This is a genomic window from Aeromicrobium sp., from assembly GCF_050700635.1.
Lineage (GTDB): Bacteria > Actinomycetota > Actinomycetes > Propionibacteriales > Nocardioidaceae > Aeromicrobium.
Window position 1 is genome coordinate 1 of the sequence record NZ_JBOHDT010000116.1, and the last position, 20,862, is coordinate 20,862.

The 20,862-nt window shown below is 69.1% G+C and carries 19 protein-coding genes; 12 read left to right on the forward strand and 7 right to left on the reverse strand.

The window, feature by feature from the left end; translation table 11 throughout:
• From ACRDPN_RS09375 to nudC, 3 genes are all read left to right on the forward strand, one after another.
• Positions 1-1,269 (forward strand): PD-(D/E)XK nuclease family protein (locus ACRDPN_RS09375; protein ID WP_431447181.1); only part of this gene is annotated, 1,269 nt, incomplete at its 5' end.
• Complete coding sequence (locus tag ACRDPN_RS09380; RefSeq protein ID WP_431447182.1) at positions 1,266-4,433, forward strand: UvrD-helicase domain-containing protein; 3,168 nt, start codon at positions 1,266-1,268, stop codon at positions 4,431-4,433. The genes ACRDPN_RS09375 and ACRDPN_RS09380, both read left to right, overlap by 4 nt.
• A 4-nt stretch (positions 4,434-4,437) precedes the next feature.
• Positions 4,438-5,295: an NAD(+) diphosphatase gene (nudC, locus tag ACRDPN_RS09385; RefSeq protein ID WP_431447183.1), complete on the forward strand. Its 858-nt coding sequence runs from the start codon at positions 4,438-4,440 to the stop codon at positions 5,293-5,295.
• Between the two features lie 24 nt (positions 5,296-5,319).
• Here the strand turns inward: nudC and ACRDPN_RS09390 are convergent, their stop codons facing one another.
• Complete coding sequence (locus ACRDPN_RS09390) at positions 5,320-5,562, reverse strand: mycoredoxin (protein WP_431447184.1); 243 nt, start codon at positions 5,560-5,562, stop codon at positions 5,320-5,322.
• Positions 5,563-5,664: 102 nt separating this feature from the next.
• Between ACRDPN_RS09390 and ACRDPN_RS09395 the strand changes: the two genes are divergently transcribed.
• A complete protein-coding gene (locus tag ACRDPN_RS09395; RefSeq protein WP_431447185.1) occupies positions 5,665-7,659 on the forward strand; it encodes an ATP-dependent DNA helicase UvrD2 in 1,995 nt (664 codons plus the stop codon).
• Positions 7,660-7,676: 17 nt separating this feature from the next.
• Here ACRDPN_RS09395 and ACRDPN_RS09400 read toward each other — a convergent pair whose 3' ends face one another.
• Positions 7,677-9,041, reverse strand: coding sequence for an ABC1 kinase family protein (locus ACRDPN_RS09400; protein WP_431447186.1), 1,365 nt, complete (start codon positions 9,039-9,041; stop codon positions 7,677-7,679).
• A gap of 51 nt (positions 9,042-9,092) precedes the next feature.
• Entirely contained in the window at positions 9,093-9,725 is a 633-nt protein-coding gene (locus tag ACRDPN_RS09405) for a TetR/AcrR family transcriptional regulator (protein ID WP_431447187.1), read from the reverse strand.
• 76 nt (positions 9,726-9,801) lie between these two features.
• On the opposite strand from ACRDPN_RS09405, the gene ACRDPN_RS09410 reads away from it, so the two are divergent.
• Positions 9,802-10,206 carry a YybH family protein gene (locus ACRDPN_RS09410; RefSeq protein ID WP_431447188.1) on the forward strand — a complete coding sequence of 135 codons (405 nt, stop codon included), beginning with the start codon at positions 9,802-9,804 and terminating at the stop codon, positions 10,204-10,206.
• Between the two features lie 16 nt (positions 10,207-10,222).
• On the opposite strand, the gene ACRDPN_RS09415 is transcribed toward ACRDPN_RS09410, so the two are convergent.
• Positions 10,223-11,035 (reverse strand): hypothetical protein, encoded by an 813-nt coding sequence (locus ACRDPN_RS09415; RefSeq protein WP_431447189.1) that lies wholly within the window; start codon positions 11,033-11,035, stop codon positions 10,223-10,225.
• Between the two features lie 104 nt (positions 11,036-11,139).
• Between ACRDPN_RS09415 and ACRDPN_RS09420 the strand changes: the two genes are divergently transcribed.
• Entirely contained in the window at positions 11,140-12,648 is a 1,509-nt protein-coding gene (locus ACRDPN_RS09420; RefSeq protein WP_431447190.1) for a serine/threonine-protein kinase, read from the forward strand.
• 58 nt (positions 12,649-12,706) lie between these two features.
• On the opposite strand, the gene ACRDPN_RS09425 is transcribed toward ACRDPN_RS09420, so the two are convergent.
• Positions 12,707-12,865 carry a DUF5679 domain-containing protein gene (locus ACRDPN_RS09425; protein WP_431447191.1) on the reverse strand — a complete coding sequence of 53 codons (159 nt, stop codon included), beginning with the start codon at positions 12,863-12,865 and terminating at the stop codon, positions 12,707-12,709.
• 345 nt (positions 12,866-13,210) lie between these two features.
• On the opposite strand from ACRDPN_RS09425, the gene ACRDPN_RS09430 reads away from it, so the two are divergent.
• On the forward strand, positions 13,211-13,702 hold the full coding sequence (locus tag ACRDPN_RS09430; RefSeq protein ID WP_431447192.1) for a M48 metallopeptidase family protein: 492 nt from the start codon (positions 13,211-13,213) through the stop codon (positions 13,700-13,702).
• On the opposite strand, the gene ACRDPN_RS09435 is transcribed toward ACRDPN_RS09430, so the two are convergent.
• Positions 13,656-14,213, reverse strand: coding sequence for an NUDIX domain-containing protein (locus tag ACRDPN_RS09435; protein WP_431447193.1), 558 nt, complete (start codon positions 14,211-14,213; stop codon positions 13,656-13,658). The two genes, ACRDPN_RS09430 and ACRDPN_RS09435, sit on opposite strands and share 47 nt — an antisense overlap.
• The gene (locus tag ACRDPN_RS09440; protein WP_431447194.1) at positions 14,210-15,574 is read right to left on the reverse strand and encodes a zinc-dependent metalloprotease; all 1,365 of its coding nucleotides are present in this window, start codon (positions 15,572-15,574) and stop codon (positions 14,210-14,212) included. Before ACRDPN_RS09440 ends, ACRDPN_RS09435 begins: the two co-directional genes overlap by 4 nt.
• A 51-nt stretch (positions 15,575-15,625) precedes the next feature.
• Between ACRDPN_RS09440 and ACRDPN_RS09445 the strand changes: the two genes are divergently transcribed.
• From ACRDPN_RS09445 to ACRDPN_RS09465, 5 genes are all read left to right on the forward strand, one after another.
• The gene (locus ACRDPN_RS09445) at positions 15,626-16,063 is read left to right on the forward strand and encodes a molybdenum cofactor biosynthesis protein MoaE (protein WP_431447195.1); all 438 of its coding nucleotides are present in this window, start codon (positions 15,626-15,628) and stop codon (positions 16,061-16,063) included.
• 17 nt (positions 16,064-16,080) lie between these two features.
• The gene (locus tag ACRDPN_RS09450) at positions 16,081-17,154 is read left to right on the forward strand and encodes a YlbL family protein (RefSeq protein ID WP_431447196.1); all 1,074 of its coding nucleotides are present in this window, start codon (positions 16,081-16,083) and stop codon (positions 17,152-17,154) included.
• The gene (locus tag ACRDPN_RS09455; protein ID WP_431447197.1) at positions 17,145-17,693 is read left to right on the forward strand and encodes a PPA1309 family protein; all 549 of its coding nucleotides are present in this window, start codon (positions 17,145-17,147) and stop codon (positions 17,691-17,693) included. The genes ACRDPN_RS09450 and ACRDPN_RS09455 overlap by 10 nt, the downstream gene beginning before the upstream one ends.
• Before the next feature lie 52 nt (positions 17,694-17,745).
• Positions 17,746-20,637 (forward strand): UPF0182 family membrane protein, encoded by a 2,892-nt coding sequence (locus tag ACRDPN_RS09460; protein WP_431447198.1) that lies wholly within the window; start codon positions 17,746-17,748, stop codon positions 20,635-20,637.
• Between the two features lie 5 nt (positions 20,638-20,642).
• Positions 20,643-20,862 (forward strand): hypothetical protein (locus ACRDPN_RS09465; protein ID WP_431447199.1); only part of this gene is annotated, 220 nt, incomplete at its 3' end.

Here is a 20,862-nt window from a genome sequence, read left to right on the forward strand (position 1 = left end):
TGGCGGAGCAGCCTGCTCCAGGTCGACCGGATGGGTGCCGACGGGCCACGGACGCCGCCCTCGGCCCGCGAGATGGTTGCCGAGGAGCGGCGACTGTTCTACGTCGCCTGCAGCCGGGCCCAGGCCCGGCTGGTCGTCACGGCGGTGGCGAGCGGATCCGACGACGGAGACCAGCCGTCGCGGTTCGTCGGTGAGCTCCACGCCCACATGAGCGCGCACGAGGGTCGCACGTTTCCGGAGCCGGAGAATCGGCCACGGCGGGCGCTCTCGCTGCGCGGTGCGGTGGCCGAGCTGCGCCGCATCGGCGAGACGACCGACAGCTCCGTGGTGCGCGCCCGAGCGGCCGTCGTGCTGGCGCGTCTGTCCGGTCAGCAGGGCACCACCGCCGCGCACCCCGACCGGTGGTGGGGCCTGCGCGACCTGACCCGAAGCGACGAGCCGATCCGCGACCGCGACGAACCGCTCGGGCTCTCGGGCAGCACGGTCTCCACGATGGAGGAGTGCCCGCTCAAGTGGTTCCTCGGCCGCGAGGCGCGGGGTCAGCGCGGCACCACGTCCGCGCAGGGATTCGGATCGATCGTCCACGCGATCGCAGCCGAGGTCGTTCGGTCCGGGGTCGATGCCGATCCCGATGTGCTCGCCAAGCACCTCGACGACATCTGGCCGCAGCTCGAGCACCCGGCCGCGTGGATCGGCGAGCGAGAGCGCGAGGCGGCCGTTGCCGCGATCGTCCGCTTCAGTCGATGGCACCGCGAGCACGGCCGAACCGTCCTGCAGGCGGAGCACGAGTTCGAGGTGTCGGTCGACGTCGACGGCCGTGCGGTGGTCATGAGGGGGTCGATGGACCGGGTCGAGCTCGCCGGCGACGGCATCCACGTCGTCGACCTCAAGACGTCCAAGAACGCGTTGAAGAAGGACGAGCTGATGGCGCATCCGCAGCTCGGCTTCTACCAGCTCGCAGTCGAGCGAGGGGCCACCGCTGGGCTTCCCGGTGCCGAGAAGGCGCGAGCCGCCGGAGCCGAGCTGGTGCTGCTGCGCATCGACGAGACCCGCGTCCCGGGTTCTCCCAAGGTGCAGGCCCAGGACGGCCCTCGTCCCGACGAACCGTTCTTCGCCGTCGAGCAGCTGCGTCGTTCCGTGCACACCGTCCACGACGAGAACTTCGTGGCCACCGCCTCGACCAGGTCGTGCCAGTACTGCGAGTTCCAGCGGGTCTGCCCGGCCAAGGACGAGGGCGCGACGATCCTGGTGGAGGGCCGAGCCCGATGAGCCCCGTGCGCGACGAACAGCACCTGTGCGAGCTGCTCGGCATCGACTTCACCGCGCCGCAGCTGGCCGCGATCACCGCCGATGTCGACGAACCGGGAGTCATCATCGCCGGGGCCGGATCGGGCAAGACCACCGTCATGGCCGCCCGGGTCGTGTGGCTGGTCGGCCACCTCGAAGAGCCACCGGATCGGGTGCTCGGCCTGACCTTCACCAACAAGGCGGCGGCCGAGCTCGGGCAGCGGATCCGTGCGAGTCTCCAGGTCCTCGGTGCCGACGACGCCGGCGAACCCACCACCTCGACATATCACGCCTTCGCCGGCTCCCTCATCACCGAGCACGGACTCCGGTTGGGCGTCGAGCCCGACCTACGGGTGGTCACCGACGCTTCCCGGTTCCAGCGGATGGCGCGGGCCATCGAGTCGTACCGTGGCGACCTGCGCGAGGTCACCACCCACGTGCCGAGCCTGGTCACCCAGGCGATGGCGCTCGACGCCCAGCTCGCCGAGCACCTGGTCGAACCCGAGGTCATGCGAGCGCACGACGACGAGGTCATCCGCGAGTTCCTGTCCGCGCCCGCCCCCCAGGCCGTGCTGCGTGATGCCGCCGCAACCGCCCAGAAGCGGATCGAGCTCAGTCATCTGGTCGACCGTTACCGCGCCGGCAAGGCCGACGATGGGGTGATGGACTTCTCCGACCAGATGGCCTGGGGAGCGAGGCTCGCCTTCCTGCCGGAGGTGGGTGCCGCCCTTCGTGAGCGGTTCGGCATCGTCCTGCTCGACGAGTACCAAGACACGTCCGTCGCGCAGCGCGACCTGCTGCAGGCTCTCTTCTCAGGTGCCGACGGCTCGTCCGGCCGGGGCTTCCCCGTCACTGCGGTCGGCGACCCGGCCCAGGCGATCTACGGCTGGCGGGGCGCTGCCGTCGGCAATCTCGAACACTTCCTCGACGACTTCCCGCGTGCCGACGGCGGCCGCGGACGACAGTTCAGCCTCAACGAGACGCGGCGGTGCGCGCCCGAGATCATCGACATGGCCAACCACGTCGCCGCACCGTTCTTCGCCACCTCCGAGGTCGTGCGGCCGCTCGCCTCCGCGACCATGCCCGGTGGACGGGTCGACGTCGCCCTCTACGGCACCATCGACGCGGAGATCGACGCGATGGTCGACGACATCAAGACCATCGACGGTCCACGTCGCGACATCGCGATTCTGGTGCGGGTGGCCCGCGAGAACGGCGCCATCGTCCAGGCGCTTCGCGATGCGCACATCCCGTTCGAGATCGTCGGTCTGGAGGGTCTGCTCTCGCAGCCGGAGGTCCTCGACCTCCTGGCCCTCCTCGAGGTCGTCGAGGACGTCACGGCCAACCCGGCTCTGCTCCGCCTCCTCACCGGCCCACGCTGGCGTATCGGCCCACGTGACCTCGCGCTCCTCGGGCGGCGGGCGGCTCATCTCAGCGGGCGCACGTTCGGCCGCGACGACGACACCACGCTCGAGGCCGAGCTGAAGCGAGCGGTCGAGGGAACCGATCCGACCGAGATCGTCTCGCTCGCCGACGCGGTCGACGATCCGGGCGACCTGGCCTACTCGGTCGAGGCGCGGGAGCGTCTTGCCGAGGTCTCCCGACTCGTCTCGTCCGTTCGAGCGCACGTCGGCGAGCCGTTGCTCGACCTCGCACGACGCGGGGTGCGAGCCCTCGACCTCGATCTCGAGCTGCAGGCGGGCGACGTCGCGGGCGGCGCCGACAACATCGCGCTGCTGCTCGAGGCCGTGGCCGACTACTCCCACACCGACCGCTACGCCTCCCTGTCCGGCCTCGTCGCCTACCTCGACGCCGAGCGCTTCTTCGCCGGCGGCATGGAGGTCTCCACTCCGTCGGAGGCCGACTCGGTCAAGCTGTTGACCATCCACCGGGCCAAGGGGCTGGAGTGGCCCACGGTCTTCGTCCCCCTCACGTCGCGCACGATCTTCCCGTCCGGACGTGGGCGGCCGCGATGGATCACGAGTGCGTCCACCCTCCCTGGTCCGCTGCGCGGCGACGCCGACAGCCTGCCTGCCCTCGCGGACTGGACGGCGGCGGCGAAGACGGCCTATGAGCGGGCCGATCGCGACGACGCCCTGATGGAGGAGCGTCGACTGGCCTACGTCGCCTTCACCCGGGCGGCCCGGCGGCTCACCGTCACCGGTCACTACTGGGGGCGCACCCAGAAGAAGCCGCTCGGCCCGTCGGAGTTCCTGCTCGTCACCAGGGCCAGGCTCGAGAGCCGCGGTGTGCCGCCGATCCACTGGGCCGACCCGCCCGTGGACGGGGAGACCAACCCGCACCTCGCCGAGGCCGACGGCATTGCCTGGCCGGTGGCGGGGCCCGGCCTCGACAGGCGTCGCTCGCTCGCTCATGACGTCCGTGCGGCCATCGATGGACGGCTGACCATTCCCACCTCCGAGCCCGAGAGCGCCGAGGCCGACCGTACGTCGCTCGATGAGCTCGAGGCCCTGGAGAACGACCTCGACCTCCTGGTCGCCGAGGCCGCCGACAGCGTCCGCGACGTTCGAGCCGTGCCGTGGCCGCCGCGGGTGTCGGCCACGTCGGCCATGGCCCTCACGAAGGATCCCGACGAATTCGCCCGGAGTCTGGCCAGGCCGATGCCGCGTCGTCCCTCGCCGGCGGCCCGCTTCGGCACCCGGTTCCACGCGTGGATCGAGGACCACTACGGCATGGCCGGTCTGTTCGATCCCACCGACCTCCCCGGGCGCGGCGACGTCGGCATCGACAACGACACCGAGCTCGACCGTCTCAAGCAGATGTTCCTCGCGTCGGAGTTCGCCGACCGTGCGCCCGATCAGATCGAGGCGCCGTTCTCGCTCGTGCTCGGCGGCCAGCAGTTCGGTGGCCGCATCGATGCAGTGTTCTCCAGCATGGACGCCGACGGCGCAAAGTCCTTCGAGGTCGTCGACTGGAAGACCAACATGCGGGCCGACGCCGACCCGCTCCAGCTCGCCATCTACCGCCTTGCGTGGGCCGAGCTCACAGGGATCGACGTCGCTCGGGTCACTGCCGCGTTCTACTACGTCCGGTTGGGCGAGACTGTTCGCTACGGACCTGACGAGCTGCTCGATCGTGCCGGACTCGAGCAGGTGCTGGGTTTCGGCACCTCGCGGCTAGCCTGACGAGGTGGACTTCGCCTTCTACCGCACGCAGCACGACCGGGCCGCCCATCTTCGTCGCGACGACGGCTGGCGTTCGCCGGACCTCCGGGTCATGGTGCTCGGCGGTGAGCACGTGGCGACCGCCGAGCAGGGCGGGCTGCTCTGGCTCGGCCCCGACGACGTTCCGGACGGCGAGTGGATGTTCCTCGGCCTCCGCGACGGTGCAGGCTTTGCAGCGGTCGTCGTCGACCGGGTCGACGAGTCCCTTCGTCCGGTCAGCCTGCGCATGCTCGGACCGAGCGTCGCGGCGGAGGATGCGTCCCTGGCCGTCCACGCCGTCGGTCTCGCGCGCTGGCACCAGACCCATCGGTTCTGCTCGCGTTGTGGGTCGCCCACCGACGTCGGCCAGGCCGGACACGTGCGCATCTGCCCGAGCTGCGGCACGAGCCACTTCCCCCGCACCGACCCGGCCGTCATCATGCTCGTCACCGACGGCGACGATCGTGCCTTGCTCGGCCGTCAGCCGAGCTGGCCGGAGCGGCGGTTCTCGACGTTGGCCGGTTTCGTCGAGCCGGGGGAGTCGCTGCCAGACGCCGTGCGCCGCGAGGTCATGGAGGAGGTCGGCATCGAGGTCGGCGACGTCGATTTCGCGGGCAGTCAGCCGTGGCCGTTCCCGTCCAGCCTCATGCTCGGCTTCTACGGCACCGCCCTGACACGCGACATCCGTGTCGACGAGGTCGAGATCGCCGAGGCTCGCTGGTTCACCCGTGCGGAGATCACCGAGCTCACGGCATCGGAGGACGTGTTGCTGCCGCCGATCGTCTCGATCTCGCGCTGGCTGGTCGAGAACTGGCACGGCGGCGAGATCAGCGGCCGCTGGTGAACTCGCGAGGTTCTGGCGCAGACGTCAGAAGGCGAGCTGCGCCTTCACCTGGGCGACGGAGGGGTTGGTGAGCGCGGACCCGTCGGCGAACACCAGGGTCGGCACCGTCTGGTTGCCGCCGTTGGCCTGCTCCACGACCGCAGCTGCAGCCGGATCAGCCTCGATGTCGACCTCGTCGAAGGTGATGCCTTCGCGACCCAGCTGGCCTTTGAGGCGGCGGCAGTAGCCGCACCACGGGGTCGAGTACATCGTGAACGCACCGGGCATCGAGTGTCTCCTCCGACGATTAGTCTGGGTCAGTCAGCCCGAGACGGGCGACTGTTTCGTCTTCAACCATCACACGGCACTGTTTGTTTCTGAGGAGGGCCGTTGCCCGCAGCCGATGACCTGCTCGAGCGCCTCGACCCCGAGCAGCGCGACGTTGCCACGGCACTGCGCGGACCGGTGTGCGTGGTCGCAGGCGCGGGCACCGGCAAGACGCGCGCCATCACCCACCGCATCGCGTACGGAGTCGTCACGGGCGTCTACCAGCCGCAAGAGGTGCTGGCGGTCACCTTCACGACCCGCGCGGCCGGTGAAATGAGGGGCCGGCTCGCACAGCTGGGAGCCGCCGGCGTCCAGGCCAGGACGTTCCACTCGGCGGCACTGCGTCAAGCGCGGTACTTCTGGCCCCACGTGTACGGCACCCAGTTCCCCGAGATCGTGAGGTCCAAGTTCGGCTTGGTCGCCGAGGCGGTTCGCCGGCTCGGCCTCCGGGCCGACACGCCGCTGCTGCGCGACCTCTCCGCCGAGATCGAGTGGGCGAAGGTCAGCAACATCCGTCCGGGCGACTACGTCTCGGCCGCCACCAGGGCGCGGCGCGAGGTGGCCGATCTCGAGGCCGCCGCCGTCGGCTCCCTGATGACCGCCTACGAGGACGTCAAGCGCGAGCGTGGCCGCATCGACATGGAGGACATCCTGCTCGTCACGGCGGCCATCCTCGCCGACGACGAGCAAGTCGCCGCGCAGGTGCGCCGGCAGTATCGCTGGTTCGTCGTCGACGAGTTCCAGGACGTCAACCCGTTGCAGTCCACGCTGCTCGACCTCTGGCTCGGCGGCCGCGACGAGATCTGCGTCGTCGGCGACCCGCGCCAGACCATCTACTCCTTCGCCGGGGCATCGCCGAAGATCCTCGAGTCGTTCACCCGCCGTCATCCGGGTGCCGAGCGCATCGAGCTCATCCGCAACTACCGCTCCACGCCCCAGGTCGTGGCCGTCGCCAACGCGGTGTTCGCGACGAAGGACGCCACCGGCGTGAGCTTGCAGTCACAGTCCGATCCCGGCGATCCGGTCACGTACGTCGGCCATCCCGACGAGACGGCTGAGGCGAAGGCCGTCGCGAACGAGATCGCGCAGCTGCACCGTCGCGGCACGCCGTACCGCGAGATCGCGGTGCTGTTCCGCATCAACGCCCAGTCCGAGGCGTTCGAGGAGGCCCTGGGTGAGCACGGAATCCCCTACACGTTGCGCGGAGTCGAGGGCTTCTTCAACCGCGCCGAGGTCCGGCAGGCCGTCACCCTGCTTCGCGGCGCGGCGCGGGGTGGGCAGTCCGATGACGAGCCTCTGGTCGAGGAGGTGCGGGCCGTGCTGGCGAGCATGGGCCACACCGACAAGGCTCCCAGCGGCGCCGGTGCGGTGCGTGATCGCTGGGAGTCGTTGCACGCCATCGTGTCGATGGCCTCGGACCTGGCCGACGCAGACAAATCAGCCGACCTCACCGCCCTCGTCGCCGACCTCGACCGCCGAGCCGCGAACGTCCACGCACCTACGGCCGAGGGCGTCACCCTGGCCACGCTGCACTCGGCCAAGGGACTGGAGTGGGACGCGGTCTTCTGCGTTGGCGTGCACGAGGCCATGATGCCGATCTCCCACGCCGACACACCGCAGGCGATCGAGGAGGAGCGCCGGTTGTTCTACGTCGGCATCACGCGGGCCAGGCGCACGCTGGTCATCTCGTGGGCGTCCGCCCGCAAGCCGGGGGGACGAGGAAACCGCCGACCCAGCCGATTCCTCGACCCGCTTCTGCCGGCCGATCACGAGGCGCGTCAGGTCGGGGCGGTGGCGAAGCCGCGCCGCAAGACCGCGGCGATCGTCGAGGCTCTTCCCGAGGCCGATCGGGCGCTGTTCGAGAAGCTGAAGGCGTGGCGCACCGAGGAGGCCGGTCGGGCGAGCGTGCCGGCGTACGTGGTCTTCAACGACTCGACGCTGCTCGACATCGTGGCAGCACGCCCGGCCGACGTCGTCGAGCTCTCGACCATGCGGGGCGTGGGGCCGGCCAAGCTGGACCGCTACGCCGACCAGGTACTCGCGCTCGTCAACACCTGAGCGCGGTTGCGACGGGCTCAGCCCACGGGATCGGCGAAGCCGGGCAGGTTCTCCTCGAGGATCGTGCGGAAGGGGGCGGTGGCGCCGAGCTGGCTCAGAACTCCGACACCGCCGGCCCACACCCGGTGCATCAGCACGTACTGACGCGGGATGTTGATCTTCAGCGCAGTACCCATGCCCTCCGGCGTCGGAGCGCCGATTCGGGCCATCTGCTCTCGCATCCACTCGCGGCTGAACGTGAACTCGTCCGCGCTGGCCGGCTCCACGAACGGACTCACGTAGCGCTCGATCATCTCGGCGTCGAGTCCGGCACCAGGGCGCAGGAACCCGGTGTCACGCAGTCCCTGAGTGACGGCCGCGTAGTCGCCCTCCACTGCGGCGCGGAGGAGCTGGCCGACCTCGGGCGGCACCCCGTCGGGGAGCCGGGCCACGGCCCCGTAGTCGACGACGCCCAGCCGTCCGTCCGGCATGATCCGATAGTTGCCCGGATGCGGGTCGGCGTGCAGCAGGCCGGTGCGAGCCGGCCCGGCGAACAGGAACCGCACATATGCCTCGCCGTAGCGGTCGCGCTCCTCCTGCGTGCCATTGGTGATGACCTCGGCCAGCGAGTGGTCGCTCTCGAGCCAGGTGGAGACGAGCAGCTGCTCGGTGTGGGCGACGACTCGGGGCACCACGATCTCGGGGTCGTCGGCGAACTCCGCGGCGAAGATCGACTGTGAGTCGGCCTCCATCCGGTAGTCGAGCTCCTCGACGACGCGCTCCTGGAGCTCCTCGACGATGCCCCTGACATCGACGGCCGGAGCGATGACGGCGAAGAATCGCGAGAGCCGCGCCACCTGACGAAGGTCGGACCGCAGTGCCTTTGCCGCCCCGGGGTACTGGATCTTGACCGCGACCTCAATGCCGTCGGATCCTTGACCGTCCGACCAGGTTGCGCGGTGGACCTGACCGATCGACGCCGCGGCGGCGGGAACGTCGTCGAACGTCGACAGCTGCTCGCGCCAGTTGGTCCCGAGCTCCTTGGTGAGCACGCGATGCACGACGCCCGGCGACATCGGGGGCGCAGCATCTTGAAGGCGCGTGAGCGTCTCGCGGTAGGGACCGGCGATCTCGTCGGGCAGCGCCGCCTCGAAGATGCTCATCGCCTGGCCGAACTTCATCGCCCCGCCCTTGAGCTGTCCGAGCACGCTGAAAATCTGGTCGGCGGTACGGCGCTGGACCTCCAGCAGGACGGCTTCAGCCGGAGCCCCGCCCAGCCTCTTGCCTACGCCCAACGTGGTGCGACCGGCGAAACCCACCGGCAGCGCGGCCAGCCGGACACCCCGCGCGAACGCACTGCTGGGCAGTGACGTCTGACGGGTTGGGGGCTTGTCCTCGGGCACCTGATCAGGATAGACGCGGTCACAGAGCCAAGCGGCCGGAAAGGGAGCCGATCACGTCAGCAGGGACACCCAGAGCTCACCGAGAAAAGTGGCGAATCGTTTGTCGCTCCAGCCGCCCTCGTGAACGAGTCGATGCCACAGCGAACCGTCCAGCGTGGCGCTGAAGATGTCGCGGCAATCGGTCGCGGACACGACAAGCTGACCAGTCTTCCTGGCCGCCTTCGCGTAATGGGTGGAGGCGTCCAGTCGGCCGGCGTCGAACTCAGCCACCATGTCGGCCGCGGACGGTTCGCTCGCGGCGGCGGCCTCCAGTGCGCGGTGTAGTGGGACGAAGCGACGGAAGACCGGCGTGACGACGACCGCATGCCGGCGCAGCCGGACGACGAGGTCCGGCTCGGCGAGCATCTCCTGGATCTCCGGACGGTCAAGGAGACGGACGTCCTGCTCATCACCGCGGAACCGGACGTACCAGACCTTCCGCAGCACGGCCGCCTTGTTGCCGAAGGCCGAGTAGACGGTCTCGACCGAGACGCCAGCGCCGCGAGCGATGTCCGCGATGGTGGTTCGGCCGTACCCCTGGTTGATGAAAAGGTCGTCCGCGACGTCGATGACGCGCTGACGTGTCTCCAGCGCACGAGCCTGCCGACTGCTTGCGTCATAGGACCTCTTGACAGACGATTCCATTTGGATGCATCCTAACTGTATCGAATTTATCTCAACTGTACCGGAGGCCATGATGAATACAGAGACAGAAGAGTTTGTGGCCGAGTTCCTCTCGAAGCACATCGAGGCGGAGCGGCAGATCCACGCCGGTGACGCGCAGCCGCGGATGGACCTGTGGTCGCGGAGCGACCCGATCACGTTGCTCGGGGCCAAGGAGTCGGGGCAGGGCTGGGCACAGCTCGAGCCGATCTTCAAGACGGTCGCCGGATGGTTCTCCGACCCGGTGTCCTACGAGTTCGAGCTGGTCGCGGCCGGCGCGAGCGGGGACATGGCCTACACGGTCGGCTACGAGCACAACGAGGTCGTCGTCGATGGCAAGAGACGGACGTACACCCTGCGTGCCACGCACGTCTACCGGCGCGAGGACGGCGAGTGGCGCACCGTCCACCGCCACGCCGACTTCCCGCCCGAGGGTGGCACGAAGCTGTTCCCCGAGGAGTGACTGCCGGCATTGGAGATCAAGCGGCAGGAAGCAGCGCACAGGCGCAACCGTGGTGGAAGGCGACCGGCCAGGTGGCGCGCGTGTCGTGCTCCGGCCCGATGGCCAGCACTCGACCGGACGTCCGAGGACGCTTCCCGGTGGCGACGCTGAGCACCTCCACCCCGACTTCTGCCGCGGCCGAGTAGCGGAGCGGTGCGGTGAGCGCCGGTCGCGTGATCGACCAGGGCGCTCGCCCGAGCTGCGGCAGGAGAGCCGGCCAGGCATGGTCCCAGTCGGTACGGTGCAGGTCGAGGCACGTCATACATGGCGTGATGCCCGGAACCACCAGCGGCCCGACCCGAACGCGGTCCTCGTCGAGCACTACCGGCAGATGCGCGATGCCCTGGCGCTGAGCCTCGTCGAAGGCAACCCGTGCCGGCTCGCCACAGCTGACCACGAGGAGCAGGTCGGGATCGGGCGGGTCGAGCGAACGGATGCCGAGATCGGTGAGGACATGACCGATGGCGCGTGCGAGCGACTGGCTTGCCGAATCGTCGTGCAAGGCCACGTGAAGACGCGGTCGCCGGACGAACAGGCTTCGCGCGTCGATCACGGCACCGCAGGCCAGGAGGGGCCGGAGGACGTCGTCGACGTGGGCCTCGAGCTCGGGAACTTCGGTGCGAGCCAGTCGACCCAGGAGCTCGACGTCACGCACACCATCGAGGAGCCCGAGGAACGTACGAAGCCCGGGGCGGTCGTCGATGACGATCCCGGGGGAGGTGCCCACCTGCAGGTGTGTCGCGTCTCGGCGCAGCAACGGCGCGCCGGGTCGGAGGATCGGCCTGATCACCGCCTCAGCGTGACGTGTGGACGAACGGCTGACGAGCCGACCATCCACACGCCGCGTACGATCCACAGGGGTTGTGACCTCGAGGACCACCGGGAGGAAGAGGCATGTCACCGAGGACCATTGCCGGTCGCTACGTCGTGGAGCGACCTGTCGGCCGTGGCGGGATGGGCACCGTCTGGCTGTGCCGCGACAAGGTCCTCGGGCGCACCGTTGCCGTGAAGGAAGTCGGCAGCATGCCAGGCACGTCGACGTCCGACCTCGCCCGCGCACTCCGCGAAGCGCGCAACGCCGCTGCGCTCAACGATCGCAACGTCGTCTCGGTCTACGACGCCGTCGAGGACGGGGACCACAACTGGCTGGTCATGGAGTACGTCCCGTCGAGGAACTTGTCCGAGGTGGTCGCCGAGGACGGAGCTCTGCCGCCGGAGCGGGTCGCGTGGATCGGGGCCCAGGCCGCTGACGGTCTGGCCGCCGCCCACGAGCGCGGAACCGTCCACCGCGACGTCAAGCCGGGCAACATTCTCGTCACCGAGGACGACCACGTGAAGATCACCGACTTCGGCATCGCCCGCACCCGCGGGGACGCCCAGGTGACCCGTTCCGGCATCGTGACCGGCACGCCGGCCTTCTTCGCGCCCGAGCTCGCGAAGGGCGAGGAGCCTACGGTCGCCGCGGACGTGTGGGCGCTCGGTGCCTCGCTCTACACGGCAGTCGAGGGACGGCTGCCGTATCCGGATCAGATCAACGCGATCGCCCTGCTCACCCGGATCGCGTCGGAGCCGCCTCCACCCGCCGAGCGCGCGGGATTCCTCGCCGAGCCGATCAAGCGCATGATGGATCCCGATCCGAGTACACGCTGGTCGATGACCGATGTCGCCCACACGCTCCACCGGCTGAGCGACCGACACGGCGCCCGAGGATCGGGCTCCGGCACGGTCTCGCTCAACGCACCGGTTGCCGCGGCCGCGGTCCCTGCGGCGGCGGTCGACGGCACGACCGAGACCGACGACGGGCCGGCGACTGAGGCCACGCCCGCACCAGTCCCCGATCCGACGCCAGTCACGGTCGACGAAGCGAGCGCCCCAGCGGGCCCACGCGACCTCGACCCCGCGCGTGAGGACTCCCGCAACCGGGGTCGCCGCAGCGTGGCCCTGGCCGTGGTCGTCCTGCTCGTCGCGCTCGCCGCGGTCGGGGCCGTCCTGCTGATGAATCGAGACGATGGCAACCCGCCGGTCGCGAAGGAGCCCACCAGCTCGGCAAACCCCGACTCAGGGAAGTCGGGTGACTCGGCGGCACCCGATGAGACCAGCACCGCATCCGAGCCCGGAGCGTTCGTCGAGGAGTACTACTCGCACCTTCCGGACGACACCGAGACGGCCTGGACGCTGTTTTCCCCAGGCATGCAGAAGAAGGTCGGAGGCTATGGCGCCTACGAAGGGTTCTGGCGGACCATCTCGGACGTTCGCGTCGATGGCACGACTCTCGTGAAGAAGAGTGTCGTCGATGTACGGGTGACCTACACGAGCGACCGGGGCACCGAGACCGAGACGCGCCGCCTACGTCTCAAGAAGAACGGCGACACCTTCGTCATCGCCGGCGACGAGGTGGTCTGAGAGCGCGTCGTGGGGACGAACGGCTGACGAGCCGACCGTCCCCACGACACGGGGGGTTTCAGGCCTTGCCGAGAATCCTGTTCAGCTTGGTGCCGCAGACGGGGCAGATGCCCTTGGCCATGCGGGTGCCCTTGTCGCTGACCTGGACCTCGCCGGTGGCCTCACGCTTCGCCTTGCATTTGACGCAGTAGAACTCGCCACTCCACGTTTCCGACATCACGGCCTCCTTGCCGATGTGAATGACCGACACGCTACGCCAGACGGCCTGTTATTCCGGGCAGGCGTGCCGTGCTCAGCGGCACAATTTCGCCGCGTGTCCGGACGGGAAAACTGGGGCGACGATAGAACTGCTGGGGCACCTTCGCAACCGGTTTGGAAAAATGTTGTCCACGCCTGTGGAAAAGGATGTGGGCAAGTTGTGGGGATCACCGGGGGACGGTGTGGACACCTGGTGGACGACCGGACCGTCACCGCGTGATGCGTCGTCGTGACCTGCCAGTACGGCACGGCAAGGTGTGGACGAGAAAAAGTCGCGTCCGAGGTGGTCGATACCGTGAGCCTCATGGGAGAAGTCGAGATCCGGCGCAGCTCACGACGCAAGCGGACCGTGCGGGCCTACCGCCAGGGCGACAAGATCATCGTCCTGATGCCGGCCGATCTCAGCGACGAGGAGGAGCAGTCGCACGTTCGCAGCCTGGTCGAGCGCCTCGACCGGCGCGAGCGCCGGGTGCGGCCGAGCGACGCGGAGCTGTTGGCACGCGCCGCACAGCTCTCCGACCGCTGGCTCGACGGACGGGCGACACCGTCGAGCGTCCGTTGGGTCACCAACCAGAACACGCGCTGGGGCTCCTGCTCGTCGAACGACGCGTCCATCCGGCTGTCGCACCGGCTCAAGGGGATGCCCGAGTGGGTGGTCGACTATGTGCTGCTACACGAGCTGGCGCATCTCATCGAGCCCAATCACAGTGCCCGGTTCTGGGCACTGGTCGACCCCTACCCCTTTTCGGTCAAGGCGAAGGGGTTCCTCGAAGGCGTGAGCTGGCGGCAGCAATGAGGTCGCGCACGCTCTGATCGGTGGGCTCGGGCGGGTCGTCGAGCGCGAACCAGCCGAGGTCGAGGGACTCGTCGCTCATCACCGGCCGCGCACCCGAAGCCGCCAACGCCACGAACTGCACGTCCAGATGATGCGCTGGACGCAAGGGGCCACACGGCACCCGGTGCCGGGAGAGCAGAACTGGCACGGGATCGATCACGAGCTCGTCGATGCCGGTCTCCTCGCGTGCCTCCCGCAGCGCGGCGGCGGCCAGGGTGTCGTCGGTGGATTCGCAGTGACCTCCCGTCTGCAGCCAGCGCCCCACGATCCGGTGAAGGACGAGCAGGGTGTGACGACGGTCGTGCGAGACAACGAGCGTGCTGGCCGTCAGGTGGTCGGGATGGCAGCCGCGCAAGAGGCCGTCAGAGTGGCCGTCGAGGTGCCCGAGGTACAGGCCGCGTAGCGACTCCTGCTCCGCGCCCGGGGCGTCCCACGCCATGAGCACGGCACGCGCGTCGGCGTGCAGGCTCACTCGTTCTTAGGCTTGTCGTTGCCGTCGGGCTTGTCGTCGCCGTCGAGGAGCTCACCAAGTGCGGCGTCGAACTCCTCGTCCGACATTGTCCCCGTTTCGGCCTGGGCGAAGCCCAGCGGATCGTCGAGGTCGGCAGCCGTGGGCATCAGGTCGGGGTGCTTCCAGACGGCGTCGCGGGCCTCGGATCCTTGGCGGTCGCGCAGGGCCGCCCACAACGTCGTGGCGTCGCGCATCCGTCGCGGACGCAGCTCGAGGCCCACGAGTGAGGCGAAGGTCTGCTCGGCCGGTCCTCCCGCGGCGCGCCGTCGGCGAATGGCCTCGGCGAGCGATGCGGCGGCCGGCATCGTCTCGCGCGTGGCCTGGTCGACGACCTCGTCGACCCAGCCCTCGATGAACGCGAGGAGTGTCTCGAGACGGTCGACGGCGTGCTGCTGCTCGGGTGTGCGTTCGGGCTCGAACAAGCCACCTTGCATCGCCTCGGCGATCTCCTCGGGTCGCGACGGGTCGAGGCCCTGCATCGTCGACTCGATGGACGAGAGGTCGATGCGGGTGCCGCGGCCGAACTCCTCGACCGCACCGACTACGGCGGCGCGCAGCCAGGTGGCGTGGTGGAAGAGGCGGTGATGGGCGCACTCGCGCAGCACCACGTAGAGCAGGACGTCGGCTGCTGAGTGCTCGAGGCCTTCGCCGAACGCCTCGACGTTGTGGGGGAGCACCGCAGCGGTGCGCTCGGGACCGAGCGGAAGTCCGATCTCGGTGGACGAGACGACCTCGGTGGCAAGCCCAGCGAGAGCCTGACCGATCTGCTGGCCGAACATCGCGCCACCGGCCTGGCTGAGGATGCCGATGAGCGGCCCGGCCATCGCCTTGGCCTCCTCGGGCACGGCCTCGCCCATCGCACCGACCACGTGCTCGGCGATCGGCAGCACCAGCGTCTGCCAGGTGGGGGCGGTGGCCTCGATCCACTCCGCGCGGCTCCAGGCGGCGGATGACGTGGCGCCGGCCGGGACGTCGGTGACGCGGTCGAGCCACGACTCGGCGAGCCGTACGGCGTCGTCGACCGCGCCGATCTGCGCTGAGTGCGGCGACGGGTCCGGCCCGGCGGCCGCGAGCGCGTGACGTGCGACGTCCTTGGCCATGGCGAAGTCGACGGGACCGTCGTGCGGCTGGAACATCCGTTGCATCTGGCCGAAGAGAGCAGCAAGGTCGGGGGTCTGGCCGCCCGCACCGCCGAACGCCGTGAACAGTCCCTCCATCGGCGTTCCGGCGAACGGGTTCTGCTCCGAAGGGTTCTGCTCCGAAGGGTTCTGGGCAGCCGGATCCGGTTCGTCGTCGCGGTTCGGATCGTCCTGGTCGGCCATGTCGCCAGACTACCCATCGCAGCCCAGCACAGCCCTGCCTACGATGGCTGGGTGGCCCCACCCTCGAGCGCAGCGCTCCGGCTGCTCGACATCCGTGACACCCCGTTGAGTCTCGACGAGGTGTTCACCGCGGTGCGCGACCCGGAGGCGGGCGGAATCGCGCTCTTCGTCGGGACGGTGCGACGTGTCGACGACGGACTCGCCGTCGACCAGCTCGCCTACTCCTCCCACCCCACGGCCCTCGATCGGCTCCGCGACGTCGCCGCCCGCATCGCCGCCGAGTGCGACGTGGTCGCGCTCGCCGCCGTGCACCGGGTCGGTGAGCTCGAGGTGGGCGACCTGGCCGTCGTCGTCGCGGCCTCCGCGGCACACCGCGCCCAGGCATTCGAGGCTGGTCGCCGGCTCATCGACGAGCTCAAGACCGAGGTGCCGGTCTGGAAGCACCAGACGTACACGGACGGCGATGCCGTCTGGGTGCATGCGGACTAAGTCTCTAGGCTGACCCCGTGTCTGACCCTGCGATGCGGCCGAGCCGGCGCTACCTCACGATGGTGGTCGCGTCGATCTCGCTCATCGCGCTCACCTGCGTGGCGTTCCTCGTGCCGGTCCCGTACGTGGCCCTGAGCCCCGGGCCGGCCTACGACACGCTCGGCGAGTTCGACGGTGAGCCGATGTTCACGTTCGGCAAGGACGTCAAGACCTATCCCACCAAGGGCGCGCTCGCCTTCACGTCCGTCCGGGTCACGGCCGCACGGTCCAACGTCTCGCTGGCCGAGGCGGTCGAGGCCTACTTCGCCGCAGACACCGCCGTGCTGCCCCGTTCGGTCATCTACCGCGAGGACCAGTCGGTCAAGGAGGCCGAGCAGGAGGGCGCAGCGCAGCTCACCAGCTCCAAGGACTCCTCGCGGGTGGCCGCGCTTCGAGCCGCCGGCTACACGGTGCCCGAGATGCCGACGATCGACTCGGTCGAGCCAGATGCTCCAGCCGACGGCCAACTGCGCAAGGGCGATGTCATCCGCACCGTCGATGGTCGCCGCGCCTCGACCGCCCAGGACGTCGTCGCCGCGATCGGGAAGCTCGATCCGGGAGACGCGGTCGACGTCGGGTTCACCCGCAAGGGCCTGGAGCAGAGCGTCGAGATCGTCACGCGGCCTAACCCCGAGAACAAGAAAGAGCCCCGCATCGGCGTGTCGATCCGTCCTCGATTCGACTTCCCGGTGGAGATCGAGAACCACGTCGGCGCGCGGATCGGCGGCTCCAGCGCCGGAACGATGTTCGCGCTCGCGATCTACGACCGGCTGACACCAGGCCCACTCACCGGCGGTCTGAAGGTCGCCGGAACGGGCACCATGGCGCCCGACGGCAGCGTCGGACCGATCGGCGGGGTCGCCCAGAAGCTGGTCGGCGCGGCTGCGCAAGGAGCCAAGGTCTTCCTCGTACCGGAGGACAACTGCGACTCGGCGATAAAGGGCGACGATCGAGGCATGCGCCTGGTCAAGATCTCGACGCTCGACGGTGCCATCGACGCCCTCGAGGCGCTGGCGAAGGATCCGAAGGCGTCGGTGCCCCCATGCGAGTAGACCCAAAGCCGAAAGACGACCCGTTGCCGAGCACGCCGCTGCGTCTCGTCGCGCTGGAGATCGAGGAGCACGTCGCTGCCGGAGGGTGGGACCAGCAGCCCCGCCTGTACGCCCTCGTTCCCACCGCGGAGCTCGTGCAGCGCGAGCCGGTGCTCGCCGAGAGCCTGGGCGTGCAGCTCGACGCTCACCCGGACGGGTTCACGTCCATCGAGCAGGACGGACTCGCGCCGGACCGACCGCTCGAGGAGCTGCTCGGCGAGATCACTTGGCCCGACGGCGTTGCGGGTTGCGCCGCCGTGATCGAGAGGGTCATGCTCCCGCCCGAGGCGGAGGAGCACCTGCCGAGCGACGCCGACGAGCTGATGACCTATGTGGCCGAGCATCCCGACCGCCGCGAGGTGCGGTTGGTCGCAGCGGTGACACGCGACGGTGCGCGGCACAGCGCGGTGCGCGCTCGCGAGCCGGACGACGCTACCTTGCTCGAGGGGCCCGATCTCGTGCCCGGACTACTCGACCACCTCAGCCGGACTTTTGAGTAAGGAATAAAGTGCAGGTCAAGCGTCCCGTGCGACACGCGCCACCAGGAGCCCCGTGAGCGACATCTTCGGAACATCCCGACCACGCCCCGAGCCCAGTGGCGTGGATCGTCGTCGCCGAGTGCTGGTGCCGACCCTGGTCACTCTCGCGGTACTGCTGTTCCTCGGGTCCATCTTCACCAGCGTCTGGACCGACCAGCTGTGGTTCGCCTCGGTCGACTACTCCGGCGTGTTCCGCACGATCCTCATCACCCGTGTGGGGCTGTTCCTCGTGATGGGGCTGGTCTTCGCACTGTTCGTCGTCGGCAACATCCACGTCGCGTGGCGTCTGCGGCCCGAGACGGTGCCGATGCGCCGCGACGACCCGGCCTTCCGGTACCGGCAGACCCTCTCCCCGATTCTCCGTCCGGTCCTCATCGTGCTCGGACTGGTGCTCACGGCCTTCGCGGGCTCGGTGGCCGCGAGCCACTGGGAAACGTTCCAGATGTGGCGCAAGAGCACCCCGTTCGGCGTCAACGATCCGCACTTCGGCCGGGACGCCAGCTTCTTCGTCTTCGACTACCCGTGGCTGCGGTTCCTGACCTCGTACTCGTTCGCGGCGGTGGTCATCTCGGTGATCGCCGTGGCGTTCATCAGCTACGTCTTCGGCGGCATCCGGCTGGCCGGTCGTGGTCCTCGGTTCTCGCGGGCCGCCCAGATCCACCTGTCGGTCCTGCTCGGGCTCGGGGTGCTGTTGCGGGCCGTCTCCTACTACCTTGACCGCTTCGGGCTCGCGATCGGTGACTCGGCGCTTTTCGACGGCATCGGCTTCACCGATGCCAACGCGCGGATCCCGGCGAAGAACATCCTCATCGTCGTCGCGATCGTGTGTGCGCTGCTGCTGTTCGCGGCCGCGTTCATCCGATCGTGGGTCCTCCCGGCCATCAGCCTCGGTCTGTTGCTGCTGACCTCGATCCTGATCGGCAGCATCTGGCCCTTCGTCATGCAGTCGTTCCAGGTCAAGCCGTCGGAGCCGGACAAGGAGGGGCCGTACATCGCGCGCAACATCGAGGCCACCCGCGGTGCCTACGACATCGCCGACACCAAGGTCGAGTCGTACACCGCCAAGACGACGCTCAACCGCTCCGAGCTCACCCAGTCGGCGGAGTCGCGTGTCAGCACGCGCCTGCTCGACCCCACTCTGATCGCGCCGGCGTTCGAGCAGCTGCAGCAGGTACGCGGCTACTACACGGTGCCAGACACCCTCGACGTCGACCGCTACCAGTACAGAGACGGGGAGCAGCCGCAGGACATCATCATCGCGGCCCGTGAGCTCAACCTGGCCGGCCTGCAGGAATCGCAACGCAACTGGGCCAACGACCACACCGTCTACACGCACGGCTACGGCATCATCGCGGCGCAAGGCAACCAGCGCGGACCCCAGGGCGAGCCGGTCTGGGTCGAGAAGGACATCCCGCCCACCGGTGAGCTCGAGCTCAAGCAGCCGCCACGCATCTACTTCGGCGAGAACTCGCCTACGTACTCGATCGTCGGCCAGCCCGAAGGCCGCAATCCCATCGAGGTCGACATCCCACGCGGTGGTGAGTCGGCGAGTGACGACACGGCGAACGCCACCCAGAACACCTACGACGGCACCGGAGGCGTGCCGGTCGGCAACATCTTCACGAAGGCCCTGTACGCCTTCAAGTTCGCCGAGCCGAACATCGTGCTGTCGAGCCGGGTCAACTCGGCCTCGAAGATCCTTTACGACCGTCACCCCCGCGATCGGGTCGAGAAGGTGGCGCCGTGGCTCACCGTCGACGGCGACACCTACCCGGCCGTGGTCGACGGCAAGGTCGTCTGGATCGTCGACGCCTACACGACCAGCAACTCCTACCCGTACTCCGAGCACCGCTCGCTGCGCGAGGCCACGGACGACACCCTGACGCAGGGGCAGGCGCAGGCGGCGCTGCCGAGAGACCAGGTCAACTACATGCGCAACTCCGTCAAGGCCGTCGTGGACGCCTACGACGGCTCGGTGAAGCTCTACCAGTGGGACACGAAGGACCCGGTGCTCAAGACCTGGATGAAGGTCTTCCCCGGCGTCGTCGAACCGAAGAGCGCGATCAAGGAACCGCTGCTCGAGCACCTGCGCTACCCGGTCGACATGTTCAAGGTGCAGCGCGACGTGCTTCGCGAGTATCACGTCACCGACGCCCAGACGTTCTACGAGGGCGGCGAGCGCTGGAAGGTACCGGAAGACCCGGCCGGTCAGCAGAGCTCCTTGCAGCCCCCGTACTTCCTGTCGGTCGCCACGCCTGGCGAAGGGGCTCCTGAGACCCCGCAGTTCTCGCTGACGACGGTCTACCTGCCCAACAGCCGGCAGAACCTCGCATCCTTCATGGCGGTGAACTCCGAGGCGACGTCAGAGGCCTACGGCACGATGCGCATACTTCAGCTTCCGAGCGAGACGCAGGTGCCGGGACCCAGTCAGATCGCCAACCAGTTCAGCTCCGACCGCGGGGTCACGCAGGCGCTGCTGCAGTTCCGTCAGTCCGACGCGGAGGTGCAGAACGGCAACCTGCTCACGCTGCCGGTCGGCGGCGGCCTGCTTTACGTCCAGCCCGTCTACATCCGTCGTTCGGCCGCCGAGGGCACCTACCCGGTGCTGCAGTTCGTGGCGGCGTCGTTCGGTGAGGATGTCGGGTTCGGCCAGACCCTCGACGAGGCGCTGCGCGTCGCGCTCGGGCTCGAACCCGGCAGCGTGCCTGAGGAGGGCGGAGAGTCCGGTGGCGGTGGTGGCGGTGGTGAAGCCGCGAAGACGCCGAGCGAGTTCCTCGCCGATGCTTCGGATAGCTACAACGAGGCTCAGGACGCTCTCAAGGAGGGCGACCTCGCCACCTACCAGCGCAAGATCAATGAGATGAACGACAGCATCGAGAACGCCCAGAAGGCGCTCGAGGAGTAGTCGGCGTGGGCCGGCTGTCGGTGCGGGCAACGGCGGGCGAGGTTGCCGCCTCGCTGCCTGGCGACGATCTGGTCCGCGCGGACGTCACGATGGACCGGGCGTTCACCCTCGATGCGTCCCCGTCGGTCGTGTGGCCTTGGCTGGTGCAGGTCGGCAAGGACCGCGCCGGCTGGTACCTCCCGCACGTCGTCGAGCGGTTCGTGCCGCGCCGGCGCCGGGCGGCAC